This window comes from Streptococcus pluranimalium (assembly GCF_047785705.1).
GTDB classification, from domain to species: Bacteria; Bacillota; Bacilli; order Lactobacillales; family Streptococcaceae; genus Streptococcus; species Streptococcus pluranimalium_A.
This window is the reverse complement of record NZ_JBLOJV010000043.1, coordinates 1-11,378: the sequence shown is the minus strand read 5'-3', so window position 1 is coordinate 11,378 and position 11,378 is coordinate 1. Positions and strand designations below refer to the sequence as shown.

General features: G+C 43.9%; 12 protein-coding genes and 1 pseudogene. 12 read left to right on the top strand and 1 reads right to left on the bottom strand.

Translation table 11 applies throughout. From position 1 onward, the window contains the following. Positions 1 to 168 precede the first annotated feature (168 nt). The 8 genes and pseudogenes from ACMZ6Z_RS08350 (at position 169) to ACMZ6Z_RS08315 (ending at position 7,817) form a co-directional block, all read left to right on the top strand. Positions 169 to 900 carry an LPKTxAVK-anchored surface protein gene (locus ACMZ6Z_RS08350; RefSeq protein ID WP_416132104.1) on the top strand — a complete coding sequence of 244 codons (732 nt, stop codon included), beginning with the start codon at positions 169 to 171 and terminating at the stop codon, positions 898 to 900. Between the two features lie 281 nt (positions 901 to 1,181). Then, positions 1,182 to 3,326, top strand: coding sequence for a polyribonucleotide nucleotidyltransferase (gene pnp / locus ACMZ6Z_RS08345; protein WP_416132103.1), 2,145 nt, complete (start codon positions 1,182 to 1,184; stop codon positions 3,324 to 3,326). Beyond that, a pseudogene (locus ACMZ6Z_RS08340) lies at positions 3,326 to 4,073 on the top strand (SseB family protein). Before pnp ends, ACMZ6Z_RS08340 begins: the two are co-directional and overlap by 1 nt. Positions 4,074 to 4,144: 71 nt before the next feature. After that, positions 4,145 to 4,765 (top strand): serine O-acetyltransferase, encoded by a 621-nt coding sequence (gene cysE / locus ACMZ6Z_RS08335; protein WP_416132102.1) that lies wholly within the window; start codon positions 4,145 to 4,147, stop codon positions 4,763 to 4,765. 141 nt (positions 4,766 to 4,906) lie between these two features. Beyond that, positions 4,907 to 5,683: a nucleoside phosphorylase gene (locus ACMZ6Z_RS08330; RefSeq protein WP_416132101.1), complete on the top strand. Its 777-nt coding sequence runs from the start codon at positions 4,907 to 4,909 to the stop codon at positions 5,681 to 5,683. 140 nt (positions 5,684 to 5,823) lie between these two features. Continuing rightward, entirely contained in the window at positions 5,824 to 6,072 is a 249-nt protein-coding gene (locus tag ACMZ6Z_RS08325) for a hypothetical protein (protein WP_416132100.1), read from the top strand. Further along, entirely contained in the window at positions 6,065 to 7,414 is a 1,350-nt protein-coding gene (gene cysS, locus ACMZ6Z_RS08320) for a cysteine--tRNA ligase (RefSeq protein ID WP_416132099.1), read from the top strand. Before ACMZ6Z_RS08325 ends, cysS begins: the two co-directional genes overlap by 8 nt. Beyond that, entirely contained in the window at positions 7,407 to 7,817 is a 411-nt protein-coding gene (locus tag ACMZ6Z_RS08315) for a Mini-ribonuclease 3 (protein ID WP_416132098.1), read from the top strand. Before cysS ends, ACMZ6Z_RS08315 begins: the two co-directional genes overlap by 8 nt. A 243-nt stretch (positions 7,818 to 8,060) precedes the next feature. Here the strand turns inward: ACMZ6Z_RS08315 and ACMZ6Z_RS08310 are convergent, their stop codons facing one another. After that, a complete protein-coding gene (locus ACMZ6Z_RS08310; protein ID WP_416132097.1) occupies positions 8,061 to 8,510 on the bottom strand; it encodes a hypothetical protein in 450 nt (149 codons plus the stop codon). Positions 8,511 to 8,570: 60 nt separating this feature from the next. Between ACMZ6Z_RS08310 and ACMZ6Z_RS08305 the strand changes: the two genes are divergently transcribed. The 4 genes from ACMZ6Z_RS08305 (at position 8,571) to ACMZ6Z_RS08290 (ending at position 11,263) form a co-directional block, all read left to right on the top strand. Then, the gene (locus tag ACMZ6Z_RS08305) at positions 8,571 to 9,065 is read left to right on the top strand and encodes a beta-class carbonic anhydrase (RefSeq protein ID WP_416132096.1); all 495 of its coding nucleotides are present in this window, start codon (positions 8,571 to 8,573) and stop codon (positions 9,063 to 9,065) included. Positions 9,066 to 9,225: 160 nt separating this feature from the next. Further along, entirely contained in the window at positions 9,226 to 9,672 is a 447-nt protein-coding gene (locus ACMZ6Z_RS08300; RefSeq protein ID WP_416132095.1) for a LytTR family DNA-binding domain-containing protein, read from the top strand. Between the two features lie 2 nt (positions 9,673 to 9,674). Next, the gene (locus ACMZ6Z_RS08295) at positions 9,675 to 10,355 is read left to right on the top strand and encodes a LiaF transmembrane domain-containing protein (protein WP_416132094.1); all 681 of its coding nucleotides are present in this window, start codon (positions 9,675 to 9,677) and stop codon (positions 10,353 to 10,355) included. A 155-nt stretch (positions 10,356 to 10,510) separates the two neighbouring features. Beyond that, positions 10,511 to 11,263, top strand: a complete 753-nt coding sequence (locus ACMZ6Z_RS08290; protein WP_416132093.1) for a TIGR00266 family protein — start codon at positions 10,511 to 10,513, stop codon at positions 11,261 to 11,263. Positions 11,264 to 11,378 lie beyond the last annotated feature (115 nt).

Here is an 11,378-nt window from a genome sequence, read left to right as displayed (position 1 = left end):
CCCCCCCCCCCCCCCCCCCCCCACCCCCCCCCCCCCCCCCCCCCCCCCCCCCCCCCCCCCCCCCCCCCCCCCCCCCCCCCCCCCCCCCCCCCCCCCCCCCCCCCAATAAAGATTGTCTATATCCTTTGTGACAAGACAAGACTAATAAAGAAAAGGAACTTTAATTTTATGAAGATGAATAAACGATTGACAACCATTTCAGCAGTCGTGCTAGCCAGTTCAGCTTTAGCATTAGGAACGGTAGCAAGTAGTGTGTCGACAGTATCAGCCCAAGATAATACAGAAACCTTTGTTGATTTCTATGGTAAAACTTGGACAAAGTATGTAACAGTTAATGGCAAGCAATATTTGCGAGATACTATGGATCCTGAATCTTATCTTGATGAAGAAAGTAGGTCAATTCCACTTCCAGAGTTCATTAATAAACCTATTAGGAATCCGAAAAATTATGATTTAGTATTGAAAGCAGTTGATGGCAATACGTTGAAATTTAAGCCTGGATACAAAGTAGAATTTTTTGCAAATGGAACAGAAGGACGCGTGATTGGTCCAGATGGCACAGTTATTTTTGACACATCACTTCACGATTATTCTGAAATGAGTCGTGTAAAAAGTCAGTATGTCGCTGAATTGAAGTATGTTGCTAATGAAATACAAACTACACCAACTACACCAACTGTGGCAGTCTCTTCTGCTAGTTCAGATGCAACAAATGGTGCAGCGGCAGGGACAGGGACACCTGCGTCCCCTTCAGGCACAGGCGCGGCAGCAGCTCAAGCAGGTAAGGCTAACGGCAAAAAAGATGCCTCATCAACAGCCAAGCCCGCTACTAAGTCAGTAGCAGCCGCTGCAACCGCTAAAGCAGACAAAGCACTGCCAAAAACAAGTGCCGTCAAATAAGCCTGATCAACTAAGGTTCACACAGGAACTGGAGACATTTGTCCCAGTTCTTTTTGGGTTCACCCCACTCTTTTGAGTCAATACCGCTATAGCTATTAAGGATTTGTTGAGACTCATTAAAAACGCTGACAGCTTAATTGGTGATCCTGCTCTCTTTTTTAGTGAATTTATGGTAAAATGATAGCAGTAGCTTGGTTTTATGCAAAGGTGAGGCTAGACTGAGGTTTAGGTTGACTTTTGTAGAAAACACGATATGACATATTATCTGATAGGAGAGGTTTATGCCCAAACACATTTTTGAAACCACTTTTGCTGGGAAGCCCTTAGTTGTTGAGATTGGTCAGGTGGCTCGCCAGGCCAATGGGGCGACTCTTGTTCGCTACGGAGAGTCGACTGTTTTGACCGCGGCAGTCATGTCTAAAAAGATGGCATCAGGAGATTTTTTCCCGCTCCAAGTCAACTACGAGGAAAAGATGTATGCTGCTGGAAAATTTCCAGGAGGCTTCAACAAGCGTGAGGGTCGTCCTTCAACGGCTGCGACCCTAACGGCGCGTCTCATTGACCGTCCTATTCGTCCCATGTTTGCAGAAGGTTTTCGCAACGAAGTCCAGGTCATCAACACCGTGCTTTCTTATGATGACAATGCTAGCGCACCCATGGCTGCCATGTTTGGCTCATCACTAGCACTGGCTATTTCGGACATTCCCTTTAAACGCCCAATCGCTGGTGTAGAAGTTGCTTATCTGGATGGCGAGTTTGTCATCAATCCTGATAAAGCTCAAAAGGAAGCGTCTTGTTTGGATTTGATTGTGGCAGGTACTAAAGAAGCTATCAATATGGTAGAGTCTGGTGCTAAAGAACTATCAGAAGACATCATGCTAGAAGCTCTCTTGAAAGGTCACGAGGCTATTCAAGACCTGATTGCCTTTCAAGAGGAGATTGTCGCAGCTATTGGTAAGGAGAAAGCTGACGTGGAACTACTGCAAGTTGATCCAGAACTCTTTGACGAAATCAATGCCAAATACTATGATGACTTGGCGCGTGCTGTTCAGGTTGAGGAAAAGTTAGCTCGTCAAGATGCGACACACGAAGTGCGTGAGCAGGTCTTTGGAGAGTATACAGCTCGCTATGCTGATGATCCAGACTTTGATCGGATCTACCGTGATGTGGCTGAAACCTTGGAACAGATGGAGCATGCTGAGGTGCGTCGTCTGATCACAGAAGACAAGGTTCGTCCTGATGGTCGTCGTGTTGATGAAATCCGTCCTTTAGACGCGGTGATTGACTTCTTACCAAACGTTCACGGCTCTGGGCTTTTTACACGAGGGCAAACTCAGGCTCTCTCAGTCTTGACCCTAGCCCCTATGGGAGAGACTCAAATCATTGATGGGCTTGATCCTGAGTATAAAAAACGTTTCTTACATCATTATAATTTCCCACAATATTCGGTCGGTGAGACAGGTCGTTACGGTGCTGCAGGCCGTCGTGAGATTGGTCATGGTGCTCTTGGTGAACGCGCTCTGGAACAAGTTCTTCCAAGTTTAGAGGAGTTTCCATATGCCATTCGTTTAGTCGCAGAAGTTTTGGAATCAAACGGCTCTTCTTCTCAAGCCTCTATCACTGCTGGCACTCTTGCCCTTATGGCTGGTGGTGTGCCGATCAAAGCACCAGTGGCAGGGATTGCCATGGGTCTCATCTCAGATGGTACTAACTACACCGTTTTGACGGATATTCAAGGCTTGGAAGATCACTTTGGCGATATGGACTTCAAGGTAGCTGGTACGCGTGAGGGCATCACAGCCCTTCAAATGGATATCAAAATTGAAGGGATTACCCCACAAATCCTCGAAGAGGCTTTGGCACAGGCTAAACAAGCCCGTTTTGAAATCCTTGATGTGATTGAAGATGTCATTGCTGCGCCACGTCCACATCTTGCACCAACTGCGCCTAAGATTGATACCATCAAGATTGATGTGGCTAAAATCAAGGTTGTCATCGGTAAAGGTGGCGAAATCATTGACAAGATCATCGCTGAAACAGGTGTCAAGATTGACATTGACGAAGAGGGTAATGTGTCCATCTATTCTTCTGATCAAGAGGCCATTGATCAAGCCAAGGCTATCATTGCTGGCTTGGTGCGTGAGGCCAAGGTCGGTGAGACCTATCAGGCTAAGGTGGTTCGGATTGAAAAATTCGGTGCTTTTGTCAACCTTTTTGATAAGACAGATGCTTTGGTGCATATTTCAGAGATTGCTTGGACGCGAACCAATCGTGTGGAAGATGTTCTTGAGATTGGTGAAGACGTTGATGTCAAAATCATTAGAATTGATGACAAGGGACGAATTGATGCCTCTATGAAGGTCCTTGTCCCACGCCCCAAGGTAGCTGAAACACCTCAAGCCCCTACGGCTGAAAAGGAACAGTAATTATGGAAAGATTTCATCTTGAGTTGGGTTTGGCCCTTCGTCAGTTTATCGCTGAGCCAGACCATTTTCTACGCAGCATTATTTTTGTCAATAGCCTGCATACCTATCCCGTTTTGGCAAGTTCACAGCCCTATGCCATTGCTATTGATGGGCAAAAGCTGACACCTGTTTTTACCAGTAAGGAAGATTTAGAGACATTTTGTCATGAGCATTCCAGTGCTAAGGATCAGGAGTGGGTAGAACGCTCTGCCTTGGCTGTTTTGGAAGAAGTCATCCTGCATCAGTTGACCGGCTTGATTTTCAATGTCAAAAAAACAGGTGATTTTAGCAATTCGACCATCTTTCAGTCCAGTGAGATGATTCAGTTTCAATGCCTTTACACAGATTATCAATGACACCATGAACGACGATAATCAGGCAGCAGACTTGCTAGAAAAACTTTATTTGGTGCCTGTTTTCATTTACCCCAAGGCTGATGGCACTCATGACCGTCGCTTTCCGACCATGGCAAATGATTCAGGAGACAGCTTTGTCCCAGTCTTTTCAAGTCTACCGCATCTTGCGGACTGGTATAACAACGAGGCGTTTGGCTTGCCCTTTAGAGAAATGGGCGGCTCGATCTTTACATGGCACTTAAAAGAGATTGTGCAAGCAGGCAGTGATGAAGCAGGGTCTACCCTAGGTGTTGTGGTCAATCCTTTGGCAGATCGACAGGTTATGGTTGAGTGGTCTGGTATTGATAGCTAGTCTCCCCTGATAAGCAGGTGGTATGCACGAAGGTTTAGAATGCCTTCATCCAAAAGAAAGGAAGGATAGCCGTGGGCTGGTGGCGAAAATCAATCGATATTGTCAAAGAATTAGACCCAGCAGCTCGCACTTCCTTAGAAGTCGTCTTGACCTATCCTGGGATCAAGGCCTTGGCTGCTCATCGGGTGTCTCATTATTTGTGGCGACACGGTTTTAAGCTACTTGCACGGATGCACAGTCAGTTTTGGCGTTTTTGGACCACTATTGAGATTCACCCTGGTGCCGAGATTGCGGCAGGAGTCTTTATCGATCACGGAGCTGGCTTGGTTATTGGCGAAACAGCTATTGTCGAAGAAGGGGTCATGCTCTATCACGGGGTGACTCTGGGTGGCACGGGGAAGGCTACTGGTAAGCGTCATCCGACAGTGCGTCGAGGCGCGTTGGTATCAGCACACTCTCAGGTTATTGGTCCTATTGAGATTGGTGAAAATGCCAAGGTTGGCGCCGGTGCAGTCGTGGTATCGGATGTGCCAGCTGCAGTGACCGTCGTTGGCATTCCAGCTAAGGTCGTGCGTGTTCATGGCAAAAAAGACGAACTGGTCAATCACGCCGTTGAAGAAGACCGTAAAAACTGTTATTATGCTTCTAAATTAGAAGAAGCAAAGGACAGAAAACCCCAATCGTCTAATTAATCGCAAAAAGCCTGAAATCGCTTGGTTGGTTTCAGGAATTTTCTTATACTATAACAAATGTTGAAAGGATAGGGTGTAAGGGTCTACTTTTCGGACGAAAAGTAGACCTATGAAAATCTTTTACCCTTGGTGTTTTTGCCTATGCTTCTTGAAGAATTTGAACCCGGACGTGCCGTTATTGAGCCTGAAAACCTATCTCTGGAATCAGGGTCAGCAGATTTTATGGTTCGTGAAGTCTGTGATATATTGATCTATTCCTTTAATGGTCAAATTGTAGAGACAATCAAACAGCTTCCAGATGTTTACGAGGGTGGTTTTATCAAGAGCTTGAATGGCAAACATCCTTGGTATATCTATGAAAGAGATGGTCTCAAAGTCGCTGTTATGTTGGCTTGTATCGGAGCTCCGATGGCAGTAGGAAATCTGGAAGAGTTGAAGGTAGTTGGTTTTAAGAAGTTTATTATCTTAGGGTCTTGCGGTGTATTGGATAAGAATATAGCATCAGATAGGATTATTTTACCGCAAACAGCCCTTCGAGATGAAGGAACTAGCTATCATTATGCGCCTGCGAGCGATGAGATTTCCTATGATGAGAGATACTTAGTTAAGATGGAAACTTCTTTGCGACGAGCAGGTATTGATTGTACGAGAACGAAGACATGGACAACAGATGCTTTTTTTCGTGAAACGGCTGCTAAGGTTAAGCGTCGTATGGCTGCGGGTGCAGAAGTTGTTGATATGGAAGCTGCCTCTATCATGGCTTGGGCGCAGTATCGCAAGGCTGATGTTTATCAATTTTTCTACACGGCAGATTATGTTGATCATCACAATGACGAGTGGGATCAGCGCCACGAGACAAGAAGTACAGGTGCCATGGTATTTTTCGATGTCGCAATGACAATCGCTAAAGGATTATAAGTTAAAACTAGTCTCTGTTTGAGGCTAGTTTTTGTGGTATAATAAAACAGTCTAAGACTCTATGTAATAAGGGGGTCAATCAAAATGGAAGTAACTCAGTTGTTTTTCCCAAAACGGTCAAAAATTAACGGTAAACAATAATGGAAAAAGTTTATAGACGCCTACAAATGCTACAAGTGATTTTAGTCTCTTGTTTAGGAATAGTCAGTATAGCCGTAGTAGTTGCCATTGCTAAACATCATTGGTGGGCAACTATTCGGGGGTTGATAGCAGCGGTGACAATGATTGTTGTCTATATTATGAACCAACAATCATTGAAAGAGCTGAAATACCAGATAACCGATAGGCAGTGCTTAGAAACGATGATGAAAGAGAATGACTATGATTAAAATTTACGATACCATGACTCGCAGTCTTCGTGACTTTGTGCCTTTAGAAGAAGGCAAGGTCAAGATGTATGTTTGCGGGCCGACAGTTTACTATTACATCCATATCGGAAATGCCCGTTCAACGGTGGCTTTTGATACCATTCGTCGCTATTTTGAATACCGCGGTTACGCTGTTGACTATATTTCTAACTTTACCGATGTAGATGATAAAATCATCAAGGCAGCTAATGAAGCAGGGATTTCAACCAAAGAACTTTCAGATCAGTTCATCGCTGCTTTCATGGAAGACACGGCTAAGTTGGGTGTTAAACCAGCCACTAAAAACCCTCGTGTCATCAACTATATGGATCAGATCATTGCCTTTGTGGAAACACTTGTGGCAAAAGGATTTGCCTACGAGTCACAAGGGGATGTTTACTTTCGTGTGGCGAAATTCAAGGATTATGCCAAGCTAGCCAATAAAAGCTTGGAAGATTTAGTGCTTGGAGCATCTGGTCGCACGGATGAGGAGACAGCTCGCAAGGAAAATCCTGTTGATTTTGCCCTCTGGAAATCGGCCAAAGATGGGGAAGTTTCTTGGGAAAGTCCCTGGGGAGCGGGGCGTCCAGGCTGGCATATCGAATGCTCGGTGATGGCGACAGAAATCCTCGGTGATACCATTGATATTCATGGTGGTGGCGCTGACTTAGAGTTCCCCCACCATACCAATGAGATTGCCCAGTCTGAAGCTAAAACAGGGCACACCTTTGCCAATTATTGGATGCACAATGGCTTTGTCAATGTGGATAACGAAAAAATGTCCAAGTCACTAGGAAACTTTGTGACGGTTCATGAGATGTTAGAAACTGTTGATGGACAGGTGCTTCGCTTCTTTTTGGCGACGCAACACTACCGTAAACCGATCAACTTTACTGAAAAAGCCATTCATGATGCTGAGGTTAATCTTAGATACTTGAAAAATGCTTATCAGCAGTCAGTCCAAGAAACGGTGGATAGTGATGACTTTGATAGTTTCAAAGCACAGTTTGTGGCCGCCATGGACGATGACTTCAACACTGCAAATGGGATTACGGTTCTTTTTGATTTAGCAAAATGGATCAATTCAGGTCATTACACTGCTACCATTAAAGAAGCGTTCGCGGCGATGTTAGCAGTCTTTGGGATTGTTTTTCAAGATCAAGAAGAGGTACTTGATACGGCTATCGAAGCTTTGATCGAAGAACGCCAGGAAGCGCGTGCTAATAAAGACTTTGCACGAGCAGATGCTATTCGTGACCAGTTGGCTGAGAGGGGTATCAAACTTCTTGATACCAAAGATGGAGTGAGGTGGACCCGTGACTGATAAGAGTCAAGTAGATGTGAGTCTCATCAACGGGATTGCGCTAGCTTTTGAAGGGGATGCGGTGTATTCCTATTACATTCGTCGCCACCTGATTTTCACAGGTCAGACCAAGCCCAATCAACTGCACCGCTTAGCGACTCGCTATGTGTCTGCCAAGGCACAGGCAAGTCTGATCACAGCTATGTTAGAAGCGCAGCTTTTGACCGAAAAAGAGGAAGCGATCTACCGTCGGGGGCGCAACACTAACAGTCACACCAAGGCTAAGAATGCGGATGTTGTGACTTACCGGATGTCAACAGGTTTTGAAGCGGTCATGGGCTATTTGGATATGACGGGTCAAACGGAGCGCCTGGAAGAGTTGATCACCTGGTGCATCGCGAAAGTTGAGCAAGACGACTGGTGATCATATCAAGCACAATCAAAAGAGGCTAGGACAAAAATCCTAGCCTTTTCGTTTTTGATAAGCCCTTTTTTTAGTTTTCACAGCACCATAGCTTGTTGTAGATTTCACAATATTATTTTAGAGTTTTTTGACATTTATGGCGTATCAGGAGTGAGTTGATTGATGGTGTTAGGCTCTCATTAGCCTATCATAGGAGGTTTAGTATCTGTCTAAGAATCTTCAATCCAGCGTGTGGAGACTATCTTACATTCGAAAACCTCTAAAAGCAGTTGCTAAGTAGCCTAACAAGCCATTTTTAGCGACTTTGTTACCTTCTTTTGTCTTGAAATCTTCCCAAACCTGTCGTTCATGGCTACTTAAAGTTATTTCTTTACGGATGATGAGGTTGGCAAAGGCATTTCTAGCTATTCCTAGAGTTTTTTCTAAGGCTAATCCATGGGTATTCCCTTTTTGAAGGTTATTGATGGTTTGATCCAATGTTTCGATTGCTGTTTGGATGAGGGGGCCAGGGTTTTGTTTGTTCTTTGCGATGAGGATTTTTTTGAGTTCTTGCAGTTCTAGGATATTGTTATAGTCAGTCATCATATACCTTTCTTCATCTGTTATCACATCACCTTCATCATACCAAAAATAGAAAACGTTATCAAATACAACAGTAAGGTCTTCGATTTTGATGGGATGAGGTGATTTCATCTGACAGTTTTTTGAAAAAATGATATGATTTGATTATCATATTATTTAGAGAGAGTAATCATGTCTTATTTTAATCGTTTTATGCTAGCTAATAAAGCCTATGTCTCTCTGCACGGGACGGAGCATTTGCCTATCAAACCCAAAACCAAGGTTGCTATTGTGACTTGCATGGATTCACGCTTGCATGTCGCTCCAGCACTTGGGTTGGCTTTGGGCGATGCCCACATTCTTCGTAATGCAGGCGGGCGTGTCACTGATGACATGATTCGCTCCCTTGTGATTTCCCAGCAGCAGCTTGGCACGCGAGAGATTGTGGTGCTTCACCATACGGACTGTGGCGCACAGACCTTTACCAATGCCGCCTTTCATCATCAGCTGCAGCGTGATTTAGGTCTTGATGTGTCAGATAAAGACTTTTTACCCTTCACAGACATTGAAGAGAGTGTCCGAGAAGATATGGCTTTGTTGAGGGAGTCGCCTCTGATCCCAGACGACATTGAGATCAATGGTGCTATCTATGATGTGGATACTGGCTGCATGATAGAGGTAATATAGAAAAACAAGATAAGGAGACTGTCGGCATCACCTTCGGCAGTCTTTTGACTTGCCTGAGATGACCACTTAGCATGTCTAAATAACCACTTGCTGAAAATGCCTTGTTCATAGAAAAAATCTTGCTATAATAAGGTTACAGAGTGAAGGGAAAGGAGGCCTTATGAAAATTAAGATTGATATAGATGATGGCTTGGACGAGCCAGAAGTGTTGATTCGGACACCACACTTAGATGCTCAGATCCAAGCCTTACAAGCCTTTTTGTCTCAGAGTCAAGCAACGCCTCTTGTTTTTTATCAGGACAGTCGTGAATTTTTCTTGGATGTGATGACCATTCTCTTTTTTGAAACCCAAGGGACAAAAGTATTTGCCCATAGTCAAGAGGATTCTTACGAGGTGCATTTGAAGTTATATGAGTTAGAAGAGAGATTGCCGACCTATTTTTGTCGTGTGGCCAAGTCTACCATTGTCAATTGCAAGGCCATTTATTCGCTAGACCGCTCTTTTTCGGGAACTAGCACGGTTTCCTTTCATCAAACCCATAAGCAGGTTCACGTTTCGCGGCATTATTATCAATTATTAAAAGAAAGATTAAGAGAGGTACGGTAGTTATGCAGAATCAAAAAAATACATTTTGGGGCGTCTTTTTGCTCCTTTTGGCAGGGTTCATTCTTTTTAAGGACACATTGTTTTGGATTGATTTCTCTATCTGGAAGCTGATTTTAGTTGGGTTCATTGGTTTTGCTACTCTGCAAAATCTCTTTAGAAGCAATGTTGGCTCGACTTTTATGGGTGCGGCAGTGGTCTTTATGATTTTAAACAGTGAATTTAATTGGTTAAAGCTAGATATTTGGGTATTGATAGTTGCGACTCTTCTTGGTTATGCAGGATTGCGTCTCCTTCTTCCTAAACAATCTAAGTGGTCTTCCACTGTTCATATTCATGGTAACAAAAAGAAGGCAAAGCCCTCTAAAGCTGATTCTGATACGGTGTTTGGTGGCAGTACGCGCTATGTTGACATGCCTTTTACCACTATCGGTGGGGACCTTGTTTTTGCAAGTGCCTCGGTTTATTTCTCAGAAGGAACAATTTTGGGTGATAAGGCGACTTATTCAGGTGATATCGTCTTTTCAACCTTGAAACTATACGTTCCTCAGACCTGGTCTGTTCGCATGTCGGGAGATACCGTCATGAGTTCGCTAAAGTCCGACCCTGACGAACAAGTCAGTGAAAAAATCCTTGAAATAACAGGAGATGCTGTTTTTAGCCGTATAGAGATTTATTATTTGTAATTCAGTTTTTTAGCATTATAAAAGATGAGAGATGTTATTACTTTTGTTGAGGCTACTGTCAGTGTTTATTGCTTATCTAACCTGTCAGAATCATTCTCAAGACTGATGTTATCGTTTTCAAAGATTGGTATAATAGAGAAAATGGAGGATAAAAAATGACAGATCAACGAATGACTTATCATATTGATAGTAACATGCAGTTCCCTTTGGTGGAGATTGCTTTAGAGGCTGGCGAGTCAGTCTATTTGCAACAGGGAAGTATGGTATATCACACGCCTGGTGTTCAGCTAAATACTCGTCTGAATGGACGAGGAGAAGGGCTTGGAAAAATGTTGGGAGCACTAGGGCGGTCGATGACCTCTGGTGAATCTATTTTTATGACGCAAGCCGTTTCAACGGAAAATAATGGGCGTTTGGCCTTAGCTCCCTCCATGCCGGGACAAGTTATCGCTTTAGAGTTGGGACAGAAACAATATCGGCTTAATGATGGTGCCTTTTTGGCTTTGGATGGCTCTGCTCAATACCGTATGAAGAGGCAATCAGTTGGTCGTGCCTTCTTTGGTGGGCAAGGCGGTCTTTTTGTGATGACTACTGAAGGCGAGGGCACTCTCTTAGCAAATACTTTTGGTTCCATTAAAAAGTTGGAGCTCCAAGGTGATAGTATAACCATTGACAATGCTCATGTGGTTGCCTGGAGTGATAGTCTTGACTATGATATTCATTTGGAAAATGGTTTTTTGCAATCGATTGGTACGGGTGAGGGTGTCGTCAATACTTTTAGAGGCTACGGAGAAATCTATGTTCAAAGCCTTAATATTGAGACGTTCTCTAAAGCTGTTGGAGCTCATCTCATTACTGGTAACAAGGAAAATGGCGGTAAAATAGATAGTGTTTTTGATTTATTTTAATCAGAAATGCTGGATTGAGAGAAGTCGTTTGGCTTTTTTGTTCTGTCAACAAGTCTCTAATGACTCGTTAGGGTGGTGTTGCTCCACATCATTTAGTCAAAAATCTCCTCGTCAT